The organism is Hymenobacter sp. M1-2 (assembly GCF_057808495.1).
In genome coordinates this window covers 130,530-149,758 of sequence record NZ_JBTYZO010000008.1, presented here as the reverse complement: position 1 = coordinate 149,758, position 19,229 = coordinate 130,530, and the positions used below count along the sequence as shown (strand labels likewise).

Sequence of the window (19,229 nt, the reverse complement as noted above, 5' to 3'; positions counted from 1 at the left end):
CTGTTGCCCGCTGAGCTTTTGACTAGACTAAGATGTAGATAAAGCTAGAAGCTAGTTCCCCCTCTCCCCTAGGAGAGGGGGCTAGGGGGTGAGGCCAATCGTTGAGGCAAAAAGCAACAAACTTTACCGGCTCGCGGCCAGCGCCTCAGCGCCACCCACGATTTCGAGAATCTCGGTGGTGATGGCCGCCTGGCGGGTGCGGTTGTAAGTCAGCTTGAGTGACTTCAGCAGCTCCCCGGCGTTTTCGGTGGCCTTCTCCATGGCCGTCATGCGGGCGCCGTGCTCCGAGGCGTTGCTTTCCAGCACCGCCTTGTAGAGCTGCACCTTCAACGACTGTGGAATCAGGGTCTGCACGATTTCCTCTTTCGAGGGCTCGAAGATGTAGTCCACGTTCGAGGTTGTCGTGGCGGCCGGGTTGGGCTCGGCGGGTACCAGTGGCAACAACTGTTCGGCCTGCACTACCTGGGTAGCCACGTTCCGGAACTCGTTGAACACCATGACCACCTCATCGAAACGGCCGTCGCGGAAGCCTTCCATAGCTTCTTCGGCCGCCACCCGCACCGTGTCGAACGACAGTTTGCCGAACACGTGCGTGTAGTTGCCGAGCAGCGGGCCGCGCTTGCCGAAGTAGTCGTGGGCCTTCTTGCCGATGGCCATCACGGTTACGTTGCCGGCCGCTGCCTGCGCCGCGTAGCGCTCCTGCACCAGCGCGTTCACGCCTTTGAAGATGTTGCTGTTGAAAGCCCCAGCCAGCCCGCGGTCCGAGGTGATGGCGATAACCAACACGCGGCGCACCTCGCGCTGCACGGCGTATTCGCTCACCATTTCGCCCCCGGCCAGGCCGGTGAGGTTGCTCAGAATACTATTGAGCCGCTGCGCATACGGACGCATCCGCATGATATTGTCCTGCGCCCGCCGCAGCTTGGCCGCCGCCACCATCTTCATGGCTTTGGTGATTTGCTGCGTGCTCTGCACCGATGTAATGCGGCTCCGGACTTCTTTTAAGCTAGCCATTTAGGATTGGTTCTTGGTTTTTGGTTGATGGTTTTTAGCTACTAACTCATACCTGAGCCAACAACCGAAAACCATCAACCAAAAACGAATTACTTAGAGGCGTACGACGCCGAGAGGTCCTTGGCGACTTGGCGGATGGCACCGGTGATGGTGTCGTCCAGCTTGCCGGCTTTCAAGCCCTGCAATACTTCTGGGTGACGGGTGTTGAGCACTTGCACGAACTCCTTTTCGAACTCCCGAACCCGGGTTACGGGCACTTGGTCGAGCAGGCCGTTGGTGGCGGCGTAGATAACGGCTACCTGGTCTTCCACCCGTTGGGGCGAGAACTGAGGCTGCTTCAGGATTTCGAGGTTGCGACGGCCGCGCTCAATCGTGAGCTTGGTTGAAGCGTCGAGGTCGGAGCCGAACTTGGCGAAGGCTTCCAGCTCGCGGAACTGCGCCTGGTCCAGCTTCAGCGTACCCGCCACCTTCTTCATCGACTTGATCTGGGCGTTACCACCCACGCGCGATACCGAAATACCCACGTTGATGGCCGGCCGGATACCCGAGTTGAAGAGGTTGGTTTCGAGGAAAATCTGGCCGTCCGTAATCGAAATCACGTTGGTTGGGATGTACGCCGAAACGTCGCCGGCCTGCGTTTCGATGAGCGGCAGGGCCGTCAGCGAGCCGCCCCCTTTCACGAGGTGCTTGATGCTGTCGGGCAGGTCGTTCATGTCGCGGGCAATCTCGTCCGAGGCGTTGATCTTGGCAGCACGTTCGAGCAAGCGGCTGTGCAGGTAGAATACGTCGCCAGGATACGCCTCGCGTCCGGGAGGACGGCGCAGCAGCAGCGACACCTCGCGGTACGCCACGGCCTGCTTCGACAAGTCGTCGTACACCACCAGGGCCGGACGGCCGGTGTCGCGGAAGTACTCGCCGATGGCGGCACCCGTGAAGGGCGCGAAGAACTGCATCGGGGCGGGGTCCGAGGCCGAAGCCGCTACCACCACGGTGTAGTCCATGGCGCCACCTTTCGTCAGCGAGTTCACTACCTGGGCTACAGTGGAAGCTTTCTGGCCCACAGCTACGTAGATGCAGAAAACCGGCTCGCCGCGCTCAAAGAACTCGCGCTGGTTGAGGATGGTGTCGATGGCCACCGTCGACTTGCCCGTCTGACGGTCGCCGATGATGAGCTCACGCTGGCCACGGCCAATCGGAATCATGGCGTCGATAGCCTTGATGCCCGTTTGCAGGGGCTCATTTACCGGCTGGCGGTAGATAACGCCGGGCGCTTTACGCTCCAGCGGCATGTCGTAGGTCTGGCCCTGGATGGGGCCACGGCCGTCGATGGGTTGGCCCAGCGTGTTTACCACGCGGCCCACCGTGCCTTCCCCTACCTGAATAGAAGCGATTTTATTGGTACGGCGCACTGTGGCTCCCTCCCGGATTTCGCTGTAGTCGCCGAGCATTACGGCCCCTACGTTGTCTTCTTCCAGGTTAAGAACCAGGGCTTGCAGGCCGTTTTCAAATTCGAGCAATTCCCCCGACTGGGCTTTGCCCAGACCGTAGATGCGAGCTACACCGTCGCCAACTTGCAGCACCGTACCAACCTCTTCGAGTTCGGCTTCGGTTTTGAAGTTGGACAACTGCTCCCGCAGAATGGCGGATACTTCATCCGGACGTACTTCTGCCATGATGGATTATACTAAAGGTTGGTAGGGGTTCTTCGAGAATTCGTTGCGCAGTTTGCGCAAGCGGAAGCTCACGGAGTCGTCGATCTGCCGGTCGCCCACGCGCAGCACGAAGCCACCAATGAGCGAAGCATCTACTTTCTCGGTGAGAATGACCCGCGCGAGGCCGGTCTGCTGGCGAACCAACGTTTCCACGTTGGCGCGTAGTTCCGGCGTCAGCGGTGTGGCCGTCGTTACTTCGGCCGTCTGCACGCCGCGCAGCTTGTTGTATTGCAGCAGAAATTCGGAGCCGATATACTCTAGCGCACTTTCGCGGTTTTTCTGGGTGATAATGGTGAAGAACTTCTCCGTGAGGTCCGACACCTTGCCCCCGAAAACGGCGCGCAGGATGGCCAGCTTCTTGTCGTGCTTGACGATGGGGTTGCGCAACAGCAGCCGCAGGTCCCGGCTCTCGCTCAACGTTTTGTTGAACAAGTCCATGTCCTGCTTCACCTGCTCCAGCGTACCCTGCTCCTCGGCCAAATCGAGCAACGACTTGGCGTAGCGGGAGGCAACTCGTAGTTCAGACATTGATTTTAGTATGGAGTAGTTGGTAGTGAGTATTGAGCAAGCGGCTACCCGGCGGCCCGGATCTCACTACTCAATACTTAATACTCACTACTAATTCAACTTTACTTCCTTCAGGTACGAGTCCACGAGTTGCTGCTGGGCCGGTTGGTCGGTCAGCTCGCGGCGCAGGATGCGCTCGGCGATATCGATGGAAAGCTGGGCCGCAGTGTTTTTCACCTCGGCCAGAGCGGCGTTTTTCTCGTTCTGAATGGCTTCGCGGGCCTGGATAATCATGCGGCCGCCTTCTTCGGTTGCCTTCGTTTTGGCCTGCTCGATGAGCTGGTTGGAAACGTCAGTGGCTTCTTTCAGGATACGGTCACGCTCCATGCGGGCTTCGGCCAGCAGCTTTTCGTTGCCGGCTTTCAGTTGCTGCATTTCCAGCTTAGCTTGGTCGGCCATCCGCAACGCCCCTTCGATGGAGCTTTCACGCTCGCGCAACGAAGAAAGAATCGGCCCCCAAGCGAACTTGGCGAGCAGGAAGAACAGGATTAGAAAAATGACCAGCTGCCAAAACAGCAGGCCTAAACTAGGGTTGGTAAGCATGGTTGCTCAGCAAATGTGGTGAATGATCGGGCGCGGTAGCTGGCGCGCGTGGCGCCGGCAAGCCGGCTCGCTACAACCCAGAGAAAACGCAAGCCCGACGCACCGGCCGCCGGCAGCGCCAGCAACTGGTGAGTCGGGCCGGGCGACTTCTCTATTAGAGCTTCAGCGCAATCAGCAGGCAGACTACCACCGCGAACAGAGCAGCGCCTTCTACCAGAGCCGCGACGATCAGCATGGCCGTCTGAATTTTGCCGGAGGCTTCTGGCTGGCGGCCAATGGCTTCCATAGCCGAGCCACCGATGCGGCCGATACCCAGACCAGCACCCAGAATAGCCAGACCGGCACCGATACCGGCACCCATTACAGCCAGACCAACAGAATTAGCAACCTGCAACAACAGAGAGAGCAGCATAAGACAAAGAGTTTGAGGGGAATGTGAAATGAAAAAACTCGGGGGAAAGAAAAAGGCGGGAATTAGTGCGCCGCGTGGGCGGGCGCATCGGCATTTTCGCCACCAATGCCGTAGTCATGGTCGTGGTGCTCCTCTACTGCGCCACCAATGTACATGGCCGTGAGTAGGGTGAAGATGTACGCCTGCAGAATGGCTACCAGCAGCTCCAGCACGTTGATAAACAAGCCGAAAGCAATGGACAGCGGCGCTATAGCCACCGACTGGAAGATGAAAATCAAGCTAATGAAGCTCAGGATGATGATGTGGCCGGCGGTGATGTTGGCGAACAACCGGACCATGAGCGAGAAAGGCTTCGAAATCACGCCAATCAATTCCACCGGAATCATAATCGGGCGCAGCCACAGCGGTACACCCGGCGTCCAGAAAATGTGCGACCAGTAGTACTTATTAGAGCTGAACGTGGTGATGCACAGCGTGATGAAAGCAAACAGGAAGGTAACGGCCAGGTTACCAGTAAGGTTGGCGGCACCCGGCAGCAGCCCGAGCAGGTTGTTGAACCAGATAAAGAAGAAGATGGTCAGCAGGTACGGCAGGTACTTCTCGTACTTCGGGCCGATGGCCTTCTTGGCTACCTCGTCGCGCACAAACACAATGACCGGCTCAAAAAACGACTGCAAGCCTTTGGGCGCTTTGCCGTGGTTCTTGCGGTAGCCAGCCGCCACTGAAAGAAAAACAATAACCAGAATGGCTACGCTCAGCAGCAACGACGCCACATTTTTGGTGATGGACAGGTCGTATACCTTGCTGCCATCGGTGGCTTCTAGTTGCTCGTGCTCCAGCTTGAGGCCCTCGTGCACGGTACCTTCTGGGTAGAGGTGGTGCGAGGAAAATACCGACAGTCCCTTAGTAGGCTGGTAGGCTATGATGGGCAGCGGTAAAGTGAAGTGCATGCCTTCGTTGGCTTCCCCGAAAAAGTGCCACTCGTGCGCGTCGCCGATGTGGTGGAGTATCATCTCCCCGGCGTTGAAGCCTTCCTTCTCGTTTGCCTCCTGCTTGGAAACCGTCTGTTCCTGGGCGAAAACCGGGAACGAGAGAAAACAGAAAAGGGCTATCAATAAACGCTTCATTCAGAATGACTTAAGCCAAAGTTCACCGGAAACTCACGAAGGGGTTTCACCCGGTTTTGAAAACGGGCGCAAGTTAGTCAGAACGCTCCAGACTTCAAACCCAGTGAAGAGAAAATAGCCGATAAAAAAGGCTCCTAGAAAGGTGTACGTCCCGATGCCCTCGTGGGCGCCACCCTTATATAAGTACACTACCACAATGCCGATGCTAAGCATCATGCGCAACACCATGGACCCAAAATAGGCGCTCATGAAATTGTCGGGACTGGCTTTTACGAGGCGGGCCGTAACCCAGTAGATAACGGCCGTGAGCAGGGCAAAGTAGCCCAGAATATACCCCGCCAACGGATGCACGATATCCGTCCCGTAGCGGGCATTCAGCAGGTAGAGCGTGCCGTAGAGCAGGAGGCCAAGCAGCAGCAGATTGCGGAAAAAACGGAGCAATTGGTGGGGCGTAACGGGTGATGGGGCCGCAAAGGTAGTTCAGCCAACGCTAGAAAATTCGCTTCCCGCTCATTTTCACCAGATAATGCTCCTACCGTTGGCCCCGCCTACTTCTCCGCTACCCCTCTAATGACGAGGTACATGGCCGTGAATACACCGAGCAGCGTGAGAACAACAGTACCCCAAGGTCCGCTGCCAAAACGACCATCCAGCCAGGTGCCGAGCCAGGTGCAAATCCCAATAGTAGCCAGCATTTGCACGCCAAGGCCAGAGAAACGGGCGAAGTTGCCGCCGCGGGGCGGCTGGGAATCGGGGGTGGGAGTGGCAGCCATTGCGAGAGGAAAAGGAGCGGCGAAAGTAGCGTTATTATGGGCCTGCTGCCGTGTACGACAAACGGCTAAGGTGCAGATACCAGCGCGGCTGGGAAAAAGGCGTAATTTTACCCAACATGCGTCGTTATGATTCGCGCGCCGCGCATGAGCTGAACAAACCCGTTGGTTTTCGGCGTTGGCGTATTCGTAAGCTATGCTCCCGACTTCTGCTTTGACTTCATCTGCTTTATTTCGCCTGCTTTCTAAGCCGTTGGCTGCCGTACTGCTGCTAGCTGGCGTGGGCGGCTGTGCTTCCGAGCGCCGCGGCATGGTTGGCCGCAGCTACGACAATATCGTAGCGCGCGACAACGGCTATTTCCTGGCCCGCGAGAAAATGCGGGAAGCTGAGACCAAGCTCTATAAAAGCCGTATCAACGACTACAACCAGGTGCTGCCGCTGTTTCCGACCATGGACGAGGCCGCCGCGAAAGCCGTTACGGCCGACATGGAAGAAGTGGTGAAGAAGGCTTCATTGCCGATCCAGCACCGCTCTGGCTCCGACTGGACCGATGACGCCTACCTCCTCATTGGCAAAAGCCGCTTCTATAAGATGGAGTACGAGGATGCGGCCAAGACCTTTAAGTACGTCAACAGCATCAGCAAGGACAAAAACGCCAAACACGAGGCGCTCATTTGGCTGATGCGCACCTTCGTGACCACCAAAGAGCTGGAAAACGCTAAGGCGGTGTCGGACTTGCTGGATAAGGAGGAAGGTATTGAGACCAACGCCAAGGAGCTTTTCCTGACTCGGGCCGACTACTATTTAAAGGTGGAAGAGCCCGCCAAGGCCATTGAAAATCTAGAAAAGGCCATTCCGCTAATTGAGCCCAAGAACGAACGGTCGCGCACGCGCTACATTCTGGCCCAGCTCTATCAAGCCCAGGGCGATGATAAGAAGGCCTACGCGCAGCTCAACCAAATTTTGAAGAAGAATCCGCCTTATGAGCTGGACTTCTTTTCCAAGCTGATGCTGGGTCAGGTTTCAGACCTGAACAACGACGATAAGGCTCGTTTGGATAAGTACTTCGCCAAGCTGCTCAAGGACGCTAAAAACAAGGAGTACCGCGACAAAATATACTACGAGATGGGGCGACTGGCTTACCGGCAGCAGCGCTACGACGATGCGCTGAAGCTTTTGCAGCAGTCGGCGCGGGCTAACACTACCAACCGAGCGCAGAAGTCTTATACGTATCTGCTGGCGGGCCGCATCTACTACGAGAATCTTCAGAAGTACCGGCTGGCGGCTGCTTACTACGATAGCACGGTGCAGAACCTCCCGAAGGAAGCGCCCGTCTACGCGGCTACGGCTGAGCGCGCAGCTATCCTAAAGGATTTCGCGCAGCAGTACACCATCATCGAAACGCAGGACAGTTTACAGGCGCTGGCCCGGCTTGACACCACGACCCTCCGCTCTCGTCTCGTTGCCTTTGCTGATGCGGAGCTCGCCGCGCGTCGTAAAGAGGCGGAGGCACTGGCGGCCAAGCAGGAAATAGCCGCTAGCCGCCAGAATCTCAGTGGCCCCAACTCCTCCCGCGACCTACAAACCGGCATCGACCCCGAAGACTTTATCAATAGCAGTACCGGCCCCAAGTGGTATTTCGACAACCCCACGGCGCTAAGCACAGCCCGCGCGGACTTCATTCGGAAATGGGGCGACCGGCCTTTGCAAGACAACTGGCGCACCGTGAGCGTAGCTAGTTCCTCACCCGTCACGGCGCGCGGCGGCAACGTGCCCGTCACCATTGCCGGCGCTGACCAAACCCGGGTGACGGCTGGCGCTACCACCGGCCTAGGCCAGGCAATAGTAGATCCGGCCACGCAGCAGCGGGCCTTGGTGGCGCAGTACCGGCAGGCGCTACCCCTGACGCCAGAGAAGATGAAGGCTTCGGAGCAGATGGTAGAAGAAGCCATGTTTGCCCTCGGCGGTATTTACAACCAGCAATTGCGCGAGCCCGTACCCGCCGCCCAGACCTACGAGAAGCTGCTGACTCGCTTCACCGCTAGCAAGCACCTGCCCGAAACGTACTACAGCCTCTACCTCATCTACAAGGAGCAAAACGAACTGGCGAAGGCTGAAATCTACGCGCAACGCCTGCGGCAGGAATTTCCAACTTCGCAATACGCACGCCTAGCTGCCGACCCGGAGTACCTGCGTCGTACTTCGCTCGTGAACAAGGAAGTGGCGGTACTCGTCGATTCGGCTTTCGTGTTCTATAAAGAGCAGGAGTTCAAGAAAGCATCGGCCATTCTCGCCCGCACCACCAAGCGCTTCCCCGAAAGCGACCTAAATGACCGCATAGCTTACCTCAACACGCTGATTGCCATCCGCACGCAGCCGCCGTTGGTAGCGAAAGCCAAGCTGGAGAAGTTTGCCAAAGACTACCAACAGACGCCCCTGGGCAAGGAAGCGCAGGAAATGCTAGGCTCTTATAAGAGGTATGAGTCGGGCGAAATTGTGGGAGCTATGGCCTCGACGCAGAAGCCGTCCGTATCCATGTTCCGGCCAGGCGAGGTGAACAACCGAATCCGGATTTTCTACGGCGAGAACGAAACGCCGACGAGTGTAGCGCCGCCCGTAACATCGGCCAAGAAATCTGATGCTGCTCCGGCTAAAACAGCCGAGCCAGCTCCGGCAACAACAGACAAGAAAGAAGACAGCGCCACGAAGCCAACGACGGAACCCACACCAGCTGGTACGGAACCCACGACAAAAGCAGAGCCCGCCGTTGACCCCGTAAAAGCGGCCCGCATGGCTGCCGCCCAGGCCCGGGCCCGCGGCAAGAAAGTACCGCCCGCTCCCAAGACCGCAGCTCCTGCGCCCGCCGATCCGGCTACGCCCGCACCAGGCACTCCCCCTACGGACAGTTCGACCCCAGTTCCGACGGGCACGAACACGCCTCCCGCAGCCACGCCGGAACCGACCAAGACGGAGCCCGCAAAACCAGAACCGACGAAGGCAGAACCCGCTGTTGATCCGGCGAAGGCAGCTCGGATGGCCGCTGCCCAGGCGCGTGCCCGCGGCAAGAAAACACCCGCTCCAGCTCCCGCGAGCCCGGCAGCCACAACCCCAGCCGCTCCGGCCACTGCTGCGCCAGCCACAGTAGGCACGCCTGCACCGCCCGCAACCGCCCCAGCGGCTCCCAACAACAAGCCAGCCGCCACTCCAACGCCAGCCTCAACTACTCCGGCCCCAGGCACGCCAGCGCCAACCACGCCCACACCGGCGGCCTCGCCTTACACGGCCAACGTACTAGATGCGCATTTGGTAGTACTGGTGTTTCCTAAGGGTGCGGCCCCCGCGAAAGATCTGTCCGCCCAGCTCGGCGCTTACAACGCTCGTTACTTCAAGGCCAGCAACTTGCAAGTGCAGCAGCAGCCACTCGGCGATTCGCTCGAACTGGTAGTAGTGAAGAGCCTGCTCGGTGCCAAAGGTGCTCAGAGCTACGCCCTGAAACTGCGGGGCCCACAGTCGCCGCTGAGCCGGCTGCGCGGGGCGGGTTACCAAACCTTAATCATCAGTATTGATAACCTGCCGTTGCTGCTTCAACGCCGCGACCTGGAAGAATATCAACGCTTCTACCAGCAGACTTACTCCAAATAATTCTGAATTATGAATTCTGGATTATGAATTGTTCTGTAGTTATTGGATTGACTCGGCTCAAGCCATAATTCAGAATTCATAATTCATCATTCAGAATTGCCTAATGGCTCACCCCGCCACCAAACCCAAACCTAATTCCCGCAAATCACAACGCCCTGGCCGTTTTCGGGCTCTGACTCGCACCATATGGGTGCTTTTTGGTGGTGGCTTGGTGGCGTTTCTGCTGTACGTGTTTGCCGTGAGCATCAACTTCCTGAACTTGTTCGGAAGTATGCCCAACCTCAAAACGCTGGAAAACCCGAAGAGTGAACTGGCCTCAGAAGTGTATTCGACCGATGGGGTGCTCATGGGTAAGTACTTCCACGAAAACCGCACTCCCGTCGACTACAACAACCTGCCCCAGCACCTGATCGACGCGCTTATTGCCACCGAGGATGTGCGCTTCGAAGACCATTCCGGCATCGACCTCAAGGGCATGGCGGCCATTCCGTACTACCTGGTTTCTGGGCGCGTGCGGCGCGGTTCCAGTACGCTCACGCAGCAGGTGGCCAAGCTGCTGTTCCGGACCCGCGAAGACCTCAACGACGGCACGCTCCACAAGGTCCCGGTGCTGGGCATGGCCATCACCAAAACCAAGGAGTGGATTCTGGCCGTGCGGCTGGAGCGCAACTACACCAAGCGCGAAATCCTGCGCATGTACCTCAATACGGCTGAATTCGGCTCCAACGCCTTTGGGGTGCATACCGCCGCCCGCACCTTCTTCAATAAAGCTCCACGCGACCTGAACCTGGAAGAATCGGCCGTGCTGGTAGGCGTGGTGAACGGGCCATCCTGGTTCAATCCGGTGCGCAACCCCGAACGCTCCCGCCGCCGCCGCGACTGGGTGCTGAGCCAGATGCGCAAGTATGGCTACATCGATGAAGCCGCCTTCACCGCGGCCACTGCCAAACCCATCAAGCTCGATTACAAGGTCGAAAACCAGAACGAGGGCATCGCGCCCTACTTCCGCACCGAGCTGAGCAAGTCGTTGCGCGCCTGGGCCAAGGACACCGAGCACGATTTGTATTCCGATGGCCTGAAAATCTACACCACGATTGACTCGCGGATGCAGAAGTATGCCGAAGCCGCCGTAGCGGAGCACATGAGGCTTCAGCAGAAATGGTTCGACGCGCACTGGAAAGGTCAGCAGCCCTGGCGCGACGAAAACGGCCGCGTCATTCCCAATTTTCTCAACACGGCCATCCAACGCACCGAACGGTACCGCTCTCTCAGTGCCCGCTACGAGGGCAATAAAGATTCCATCAAGTACCATCTGAACAAGAAGTACAAGATGAAGGTCTTCACCTGGAAGGGTGGCGAGAAGGAAGTGACCATGTCGCCGCTGGACTCGCTGGCGTACTACAAGCGCCTACTGCACTCTGGCTTTATGGCTATGAACCCGCTGAACGGCCAAATCAAAGCCTGGGTGGGCGGCATCAACTACAAGTACATCAAGTACGACCACGTAAAGCAGGGCAAGCGCCAGCCGGGCTCCACGTTCAAGCCCTTCGTGTACGTGGCGGCCATCGACCAAGGCTATTCGCCCTGCTACCAGCGGCCTGACGTAGCCACCACCTTCCCCGCCGAAGCCGGCCGCCCCGCGTATACGCCCCGCAACTTTGAGGGCTCCTATTCGGGCCGCACCTTCACGCTCCGGCAGGCCCTGGCCCGCTCTATGAACTCCATTACGGCGTGGCTGGTGCAGAAGCTCGGCCCCGACGTGGTAGCCAGCTATGCCAAGCGTCTCGGCATCACCTCCCCCATCGAAGCCGTGCCCGCTATTGGGTTTGGCTCTTCCGATGTGAGCATCTATGAGTTGACAGGCGCCTACAGCACTTTCGTCAACAAAGGTGTTTGGACTGCCCCCATGATGGTGACGCGCATCGAGGACAAAAACGGCAACGTGCTCCGCGAATTTGTACCCCAGACGCGCGAGGCGCTCAGCGAAGAAACTGCTTATCTGATGACCTACATGCTGCGCGGCGCCACTGAGGAACAGGGCGGCACGTCCATCATTTTGAAAGGCGGCTTCAAGTTTCCGTACGAGATAGGTGCTAAAACCGGCACCACGTCCAACTACTCCGACGGCTGGTTTATGGGTCTCACGCCCGAGCTGGTGTGTGGCATGTGGGTGGGTGGCGAAGACCGGAGCATTCACTTCCGCACGGGTTCCTACGGCCAAGGCTCGCGCCTGGCGCTGCCACTCTACGGCATCTTCATGAAGAAAGTATACGCCGACAAAAGCATCGGTATCAGCACTGCCCCTTTCCCCAAACCCGCGCAGCCGCTCAGCGTCGAAATCGACTGCTCGCGCTACTACAATGGGGCCGCCCGCGACACCATTCCCAACGACCAGCAGCTGAACCAAGTGGAGCTGGAGGATCTGAACGAACAGGACATCTAAGCGCCGACTTCCGCAACGGCCGGGTGGCTTCCACCATGCGAAGTCGCATAAAAAAGATGCGACTTCGCATCTTTTTTATGCGAGCGAGGATGAAATTCATTCGAAGCCGCATGAATTTCACGCCACCTCGAATGAATTTCATGCTCCGTCCCGTGAAATTCATGCGGCCTCGCACGATTTCGGCGGGAAATCGTGCCAAATAATACCGACCTCGGATGATTTTTATGCGCGGCTGAGTGTTTCTGGTGAGAAGGCGAATGAAATTCGTGCGACTTCGATAGTATTTCGTGCGAGGTCGAATAAATTTTGCCCTTCGTCGCGTAGTGGAGATGACAGGGAGAGTCTCATTACCCCCGCTCCCATTCTTTTACTCGCCTCTGCCCCGCCGTTTGCTGTTTCAGGCGCAGGGCTTTATTGTCCGCTATTTCCTTTTCACCTGATGGCTGCCAAAGAACATCTACAAGAGCAAATCCGCCAGCTGCCGCACCGCCCCGGCGTGTACAAATACTTCGACGACGAAGGCATTATCTACGTGGGCAAGGCTATCGACCTGCGTAAGCGGGTGAGCAGCTACTTCACCAAGCAAGACCACAACAAGAAGACGCAGCAGTTGGTGAAGAACATCAAGCGCATCGAATTCACCATCGTGGACAGCGAGTCGGATGCCTTTTTGCTGGAAAATAACCTGATCAAGCAGCACCAGCCGAAGTACAACATCCTGCTCAAAGACGGCAAGACTTACCCCTACCTGCTGCTCACCAACGAACGGTTTCCGCGTCTCATTCCCACCCGCAACAAGCGCGACGGCGACGGCCGCTACTACGGTCCCTACGCCAATGTAACGGGCATGAACCTGCTGCTGGAGCTGATTCGGATGCTCTACCCGCTGCGCACTTGCACTTATAATTTGTCGCCTGACAACGTGGCGGCCGGCAAGTTCAAAGTATGCCTAGAGTACCATCTCGGCAACTGCAAAGGCCCCTGCGAGGCCAAAGAGGATGAGGAAACCTACAACCTCTACATCCAGCAGATCCGCCAGATTCTGAACGGCGACCTGCGCCTGCCCAAGCAGTACTTCCGGGAGAAGATGACGAAGGCCGCCCAGGATATGCAGTACGAGCAGGCGCACCAGTACAAGCTCAAGCTAGACCGTCTCGACGAGTTTCAGACGAAAAGCACTATCGTCAACGCCAACCTCACCAACATCGACGTTTTCAGTATTGCTTCCAACGAGAAGTCGGCCTTTATCAACTACCTCAAGGTGATGAACGGCTCCATCATTCTCACGCAGTCCATTGAGGTGCAGAAAAAGCTTGATGAGCCCGACGACGAAATCTTGGCGCCGATGATTATGCAGATGCGGCAGGAGTTCGAAAGCCAGTCGAAGGAAATTCTAACCAATGTGGCGGTGCCGGAGCTACCCTTGCCTGGCGTCGCCATCACGCAGCCCCAAATTGGCGACAAACGCAAGCTGCTGGAGCTAAGCATCAAGAACGTGCTTTACCTGCGCAAGGAAAAGGAAAGCATGAACGACCGGAGCAAGGACCTCAACGAGGTGCGCATCATGGAAACCGTGAAGAAAGATTTGCGTCTCACGGAGCTTCCTAAGCACATCGAATGCTTCGACAACTCCAACTTCCAGGGCGACAATCCGGTGGCCGCTATGGTGTGTTTCCGCAACGCTAAGCCGAGCAAAAAGGATTACCGCCACTTCCACATCAAAACCGTGGTAGGCCCCAACGACTTCGACTCGATGTATGAAATCGTGACGCGCCGCTACCGCCGCCTGCTCGACGAAGGCGCCTCGCTGCCGCAGCTCATCATTGTGGATGGTGGCAAAGGCCAGCTCGGCATGGGCGTCAAAGCTCTACGCGACCTTGGTCTCTGGGGCCAGATTCCCATCATCGGCATTGCCAAGCGCCTCGAAGAAATCTACGTCCCCAACGACCCGCTGCCGCTCTACATCGATAAAAAGAGCGAGGCGCTCCGTCTCATCCAGCGTATGCGCGACGAGGCCCACCGCTTCGGCATCACCTTCCACCGCAGCCGCCGCGACGCCGCTACCCTCAAAACCGAACTCACCGACGTAAAAGGCCTCGGCCCCGTCACCGCCGATAAGCTGCTGACCAAATTTAAGTCGGTGAAAAAAATCAAAGAGCTAACCGAAGCAGAACTAATAGCCGAAGTTGGTAAAGCCAAAGCCAAAGTCCTCCTGAATTATTTCAGCCAACAACCCACAGCTGAGTAGAATAGTAACTCTGTTCTGTTATTCAGACTCCTCGTTCCGCTCGGAACGACAGAACCAAAAGAGCAAACAAAAGCCCCGGCCAATACTGGTCGGGGCTTTTGTTTGCTCTTGCAGATCAATCGTCCACAAAATCCGTGAAATCCGCTAAAATCCGCGCTAATCCGTGATCCTAGAAGGACCACAAATTATACTCATACTCAATCAAGTCCGAAGCGGCTTGCTGCGAAGCGAGAATGCCTTGCTGCTGGCCGCCGTAGATTTCATCGAGGCGGGCATCATTCGGGTTGGACACTTTCACGATGTAGGAGTTGAACAGCCACAATTCGAAGGCATCGGCCAGGTTCTTATGCTGCGCGTCGTTCTGCGAGTTGAACCAGATAGCTTTGTCTGGATTGTTACGGAACACTTTCACCAAATCGTTGTACTTGAACGTACCTATCGGCTTTTCAATGCCCGCAACGTTGGAGCTTAGCGTAGAAGGAACCAGCAGTGTTAGCGTTTTGATGTCATGATACATCCGCGACCGTTTCTTGTCGAAGATCATATCCTCTTTCAATTCCATCTGATACAAGTCCTTGTAGCGGTACTCGTAGCTAGGCGGAGCAGCAGGCTTGGCGGGAGCTTTTGCCGCGCCTTTGCCTTTTTTAGCTGGCGCACCCCAATCGTCTGTCGTCTCTTCCGTGAAACCAGCGGCTCTCTCTTCATCGCTCAGCCCTGCACTGGACTCCGCGTACGACATGTTAGCCGTCACTTCGGAACCCGTGAAGGTTGAGGTCAACGAATCATTGCGGTACGCGACAAGCTCTCCGCGTTTCACCGCATCAATGATAACGCGGCTGATTTCTTTGCCTTCCGAAAACATTGGCTTGTTCTGCTTTTCGCGCAGATCAATGGCCCGCCAAATGGTTTTGCGGAACATAATATCCGAATTAGGAATCGGACGATACGAGCCATTACTGCTCGCGGTAGTAGCTTGTTCCTGGGCCGAAGCGGCCACCGACAGCGTGAGGGCGGCTGCCAGAGCAGCGAAAGAAAGAACCTTGTTCATAATGCGGAAAAGCGAATGGAACGCTTTTAGTTCATCAACTGAAACTTACAACAACGGCACGTTGAACTGCTTCGACACGTTCACCTGCTCGGTATTGCCCTGGAAGTTCATGCGCTGAACTTCTTTCACTTCGATGTAAAGACGGTCGCCTTCACGAGCCGAGTTTACAACGCTGTTCAGGTTAACATCAGGGCCGCTCACGGGAATGGCAGGCATGGCCGGGCGCTTGCCGCGCACCAGCGTTACTTCGTAGCGGGTTACACGATAGCGAGCGTCATCAGGCAGGAAGGTGGCGAAGCCGGCGTCCGGCACGGCTTTCAGGCTCATGTTACGCACTGCCGTAATAGGCGTGCCTTGCTTTTCGTTGGCCTCGCGGCCCCCTACGATGCACTTAATCTCGGGCTTAGGAATGGGGCGAACCTGGAAGACCTGCGAGCCAATGGGGTTACCACCGCTGCTTACGCTCAAGGTCACTTCTTTCGAGTTAGGCACCAGCGTTACTTCGCCTTTAGCCGAACCTTTGATAGTAGCAGCACCGGCAGCCGAGAAGCTAGGATCGTACTGGGCACCTAAAGCAGGCACTTGTACGCTCAGCTTATTGCCGCACTTGAAGTACAAGGCTTGCACCGAAGCCGATTGGATCTGCATTACCGGCCTAGTTATGGTGTACGGCACCGCAACTTTAAACGTGGTGTCGCGACCGTTCTGCTTGAAGCGAATAGTACCCGTCCACTGCGCTTTGGCATTGCCAGCCGCATCGAACGAACCAGGGCGCGCCGTGAACTCCACCTTGCCTTTGCCGGTAGCCGGATCAACGGACAAGGGCGAGCCATTCAGGGTCATCGTCGGGCGCAAGCCCGTAGCCGAAGCCGTCAGGAAAAGCTCAGCTTTATATTTAGTGCCAGCAGCTACTGTGTTCGACTCGGCGCTAGCGAAAGCACCAACCTTATCGAATACGATGATGTTGCCACCTACCTCTTGCGAGAGTTTAGACAAAGCATCGGATTCGTACTTCAACACTTCCGTTTCCTTCTGCGATAAAGTTGCTAGAGCAGCTACCAACGGCGTGTTCTCGAAGTTCAACTCAGCGAAGTTCTTGGCTCGCTGATCTGGGTCCGTCACCATTGGGTCATCTTTCGCGTCTAGGGCAAGCGCCGTAGCATTTGGAATAATCTTCTGAATGTACGTAGAGTATTCATTCAGCTTATTCTTCATCTCGTACGCGGCACCATCGCGCTTACCGCCGAGCATAGTAATGGCCACCTTGTCTTCGGCGCTCATGTTCTTGTACTCGTTTTTGCCTTTGGTGTTTTCCGTAGCAGCTACGAGCTTGTCCCGAACTCCGCGCAGATAGTCGATCGTCTGCTTGGTGCGTGCACGTACTTCCTCGCTTTGCCTCAGGATGGCGACATCCTTAGCTGCATTCCGGTTCTTCTCCACCTGGGCCGCAATGCCCTTGATGGTCCCGTCGTGGTCTTTAGACACCTTTTCGTTGATGCCGAAAAGGCTGTCATCGAGAAACTTGAACTTGAGAAGAATTGCTGAGTTTACTTGTAGGGCTAGAAGAGCAGTCAGTACCAAGTACATCATGCCAATCATCTTCTGCCGCGGAGTTTCTTTTCCTCCCGCCATTGTGTCTACCTATATTATTATAAGGGTGGGACCGAAATTCTGCTGCGTAGCTACTCAGCTTAGCTGGTAGCGCGCATCGCGTTCAGCATGTTGCCGTACACGCGGTTCAGTGAGTGCAGATTGCCAGTCAGAGCAGCTACCTCATCCTTGAACTTCTCAGTGTCTTTGCTGGCATCGGTCATGTTCTGCATGGCCTGGCTCAACGTACCGTAGAACTGGTTCATAGACTTCAGGTGCGTGTTGGCATCCTGCAATTCCATTTCGTACACAGCGTTCAGAGCACCAAGGTTCTTGGTTACGTTCTGCACCTGTACGTGATATTCTTTAGCGTCTTGCGTAGCATCCGACATGGCGCTCATAGCTTGAGCCGTGTTGGCATAGGCCTCGTTGATGCGCTCCAAAGAAGTAGCCGCGCTACGCACTTTAGCCGTGTACTCATCCGTAGCGCTGGTAGCTTCGCTCATGTTAGAAAGCTGCTGCGTGGTAGCCGTCAGACGGTTCAAGCCCTGACCTAGAGTGGAAATTGCTTCTGGTGTTACGTTAGCATCCTTCAGCATATCGTCCAGCTTGCGCGTCAGGCCTTTGCTGTTGTTTTCCTCTACAAACTTGTTGCTGTTCGTTGAAGGGTCGTAGCCTTCTGCCAATTCTGGGTATACCAGTGACCAATCGTGCTCCTTGGACTGAGGTTGGAATGCGCTCAGGAAAAAGATAACTGCTTCGGTACCGAGACCGACAATTAGCATAATATCAGCAAATTTCCAGTGCTGGATTTTAAACAAAGCCCCGATGATTACGACTGCGGCCCCGATGCCATAGATCTTGGGCATCACCACATCATACAGGAAGTTACCGCCTTTAGCTGCCATGTGAGTTGATTGTTGGAAAGAAGAGGTTGGTGATTGAATGAAAGCGAGAAAGTTGGAAGGGGAGAACGTTCTGCGGTAAGCAGTGGCAGGAAAAGATTAGTTGAGACTGTTGTTGGTGCCCATGCCAATCTGAATCATGGCGGTGCGGAAACCAATGAAGGAACGCGAAGAATCCTGGTATTCAAAGTTGCGGGTGCCCGTTTCGAGGAAGTAGGCAATGTCTTTCCAGGAACCACCACGCACTACTTTGCGGGGCTCATTGTCGTCGGGGTTGGTGGGGTTCATATCCCACACTACCGGCACCGAAGCCTCCATGTAAGCATCGTCACACCACTCGGCCACGTTGCCCGACATATCGTACAGGCCAAAGTCGTTGGGGAAGAACGCGCCTACGGGCGAGGTGTAAGCGTAGCCATCGGAAGCGTAGTCGCCGCGGCCCGGCTTGAAGTTGGCCAGCATGCAGCCTTTGGAATTACGCAGGTAAGGACCACCCCAAGGATAGGTAGCTAAGTCACGACCACCGCGGGCGGCGTATTCCCACTCGGCTTCCGAAGGCAGACGGAAGTTTGGCGTAGGAGCAAGACCAGCTTCTTCGTTGGCGCCATTCTTATGCTTGGTGCGCCAGGTACAGAAATATTTGGCCGCAAACCAGTCGACACCAACCACGGGGTAGTCGTCGAACGCAGGGTGGGTATAGTAGTACTCCATCAGCGGGTCACCCATGTGGTAGGTGAAGTCCCGCACCCACACGGTAGTGTCGGGGTACAGCTCCGTCATGACATATTCTTCGCCCAGTACATCAATAGAGTCCTGGCGAATAGCATTCATAAACTGACGGTACTCGTTGTTGGTGATTTCCGTCTCATCCATGTAGAAGCCGGCAATAGTTACCTGCTTGTTCATGTTCACCATAGATGCCGAGATATCCTGATCCGTTTGGCCCATGTGGAACGTGCCACCGGGACAGGGTACCATGCCGTAAGGAACTTCCTGAGGATTAAACTCGGGACGGTCCTCTGCTCCAACCAGGTCACCTTGCGGTCCTTTGCCAAAGCCACAGCCCCCCAGAAGCAGTGCCGAAAAGGCGACGAGAGGCAATAAGAGAAACTTGTTCATGTGAAGAAGAAAAAGACTGTTAGGCGGCGATACCCGAAGATTACAATTTTGTGAGCCGGCAAATCTAACGAAACTTACGTTCGTGCGC

Annotated in this window: 15 protein-coding genes; 3 read left to right on the top strand and 12 right to left on the bottom strand. The window is 56.3% G+C overall.

Annotated features, from left to right (window positions below):
- Nucleotides 1–123 precede the first annotated feature (123 nt).
- The 8 genes from atpG to ACYSMN_RS09910 all read right to left on the bottom strand — a co-directional run bounded on the left by atpG (nt 124) and on the right by ACYSMN_RS09910 (nt 6,148).
- Nucleotides 124–1,014, bottom strand: coding sequence for an ATP synthase F1 subunit gamma (gene atpG / locus ACYSMN_RS09945; RefSeq protein ID WP_488923720.1), 891 nt, complete (start codon nt 1,012–1,014; stop codon nt 124–126).
- Between the two features lie 89 nt (nt 1,015–1,103).
- Nucleotides 1,104–2,687 (bottom strand): F0F1 ATP synthase subunit alpha, encoded by a 1,584-nt coding sequence (atpA, locus tag ACYSMN_RS09940; RefSeq protein ID WP_488923719.1) that lies wholly within the window; start codon nt 2,685–2,687, stop codon nt 1,104–1,106.
- A gap of 6 nt (nt 2,688–2,693) precedes the next feature.
- A complete protein-coding gene (atpH, locus tag ACYSMN_RS09935; RefSeq protein WP_488923718.1) occupies nt 2,694–3,254 on the bottom strand; it encodes an ATP synthase F1 subunit delta in 561 nt (186 codons plus the stop codon).
- A 90-nt stretch (nt 3,255–3,344) separates the two neighbouring features.
- Nucleotides 3,345–3,836, bottom strand: coding sequence for a F0F1 ATP synthase subunit B (locus ACYSMN_RS09930; protein WP_488923717.1), 492 nt, complete (start codon nt 3,834–3,836; stop codon nt 3,345–3,347).
- Nucleotides 3,837–3,990: 154 nt separating this feature from the next.
- Nucleotides 3,991–4,248, bottom strand: coding sequence for an ATP synthase F0 subunit C (atpE, locus tag ACYSMN_RS09925; RefSeq protein WP_488923716.1), 258 nt, complete (start codon nt 4,246–4,248; stop codon nt 3,991–3,993).
- 62 nt (nt 4,249–4,310) lie between these two features.
- Nucleotides 4,311–5,375, bottom strand: a complete 1,065-nt coding sequence (gene atpB / locus ACYSMN_RS09920; RefSeq protein ID WP_488923715.1) for a F0F1 ATP synthase subunit A — start codon at nt 5,373–5,375, stop codon at nt 4,311–4,313.
- A 33-nt stretch (nt 5,376–5,408) separates the two neighbouring features.
- Nucleotides 5,409–5,816: a hypothetical protein gene (locus ACYSMN_RS09915; RefSeq protein WP_488923714.1), complete on the bottom strand. Its 408-nt coding sequence runs from the start codon at nt 5,814–5,816 to the stop codon at nt 5,409–5,411.
- Between the two features lie 107 nt (nt 5,817–5,923).
- The gene (locus ACYSMN_RS09910) at nt 5,924–6,148 is read right to left on the bottom strand and encodes an AtpZ/AtpI family protein (RefSeq protein WP_488923713.1); all 225 of its coding nucleotides are present in this window, start codon (nt 6,146–6,148) and stop codon (nt 5,924–5,926) included.
- A 193-nt stretch (nt 6,149–6,341) separates the two neighbouring features.
- Between ACYSMN_RS09910 and porW the strand changes: the two genes are divergently transcribed.
- The 3 genes from porW (at nt 6,342) to uvrC (ending at nt 14,479) form a co-directional block, all read left to right on the top strand.
- Nucleotides 6,342–9,788, top strand: coding sequence for a type IX secretion system periplasmic lipoprotein PorW/SprE (gene porW, locus ACYSMN_RS09905; protein ID WP_488923712.1), 3,447 nt, complete (start codon nt 6,342–6,344; stop codon nt 9,786–9,788).
- A gap of 103 nt (nt 9,789–9,891) precedes the next feature.
- Complete coding sequence (locus ACYSMN_RS09900) at nt 9,892–12,231, top strand: penicillin-binding protein 1A (RefSeq protein WP_488923711.1); 2,340 nt, start codon at nt 9,892–9,894, stop codon at nt 12,229–12,231.
- 439 nt (nt 12,232–12,670) lie between these two features.
- Entirely contained in the window at nt 12,671–14,479 is a 1,809-nt protein-coding gene (gene uvrC, locus ACYSMN_RS09895; RefSeq protein ID WP_488923710.1) for an excinuclease ABC subunit UvrC, read from the top strand.
- A 169-nt stretch (nt 14,480–14,648) separates the two neighbouring features.
- Here the strand turns inward: uvrC and porN are convergent, their stop codons facing one another.
- The 4 genes from porN to porK all read right to left on the bottom strand — a co-directional run bounded on the left by porN (nt 14,649) and on the right by porK (nt 19,141).
- A complete protein-coding gene (gene porN, locus ACYSMN_RS09890; protein WP_488923709.1) occupies nt 14,649–15,527 on the bottom strand; it encodes a type IX secretion system ring subunit PorN/GldN in 879 nt (292 codons plus the stop codon).
- A 45-nt stretch (nt 15,528–15,572) separates the two neighbouring features.
- On the bottom strand, nt 15,573–17,159 hold the full coding sequence (gene porM / locus ACYSMN_RS09885; protein WP_488923708.1) for a type IX secretion system motor protein PorM/GldM: 1,587 nt from the start codon (nt 17,157–17,159) through the stop codon (nt 15,573–15,575).
- 59 nt (nt 17,160–17,218) lie between these two features.
- The gene (gene porL / locus ACYSMN_RS09880; protein ID WP_488923707.1) at nt 17,219–18,025 is read right to left on the bottom strand and encodes a type IX secretion system motor protein PorL/GldL; all 807 of its coding nucleotides are present in this window, start codon (nt 18,023–18,025) and stop codon (nt 17,219–17,221) included.
- A 96-nt stretch (nt 18,026–18,121) separates the two neighbouring features.
- Complete coding sequence (gene porK, locus ACYSMN_RS09875) at nt 18,122–19,141, bottom strand: T9SS ring complex lipoprotein PorK/GldK (RefSeq protein WP_488923706.1); 1,020 nt, start codon at nt 19,139–19,141, stop codon at nt 18,122–18,124.
- Between the last annotated feature and the right edge of the window lie 88 nt (nt 19,142–19,229).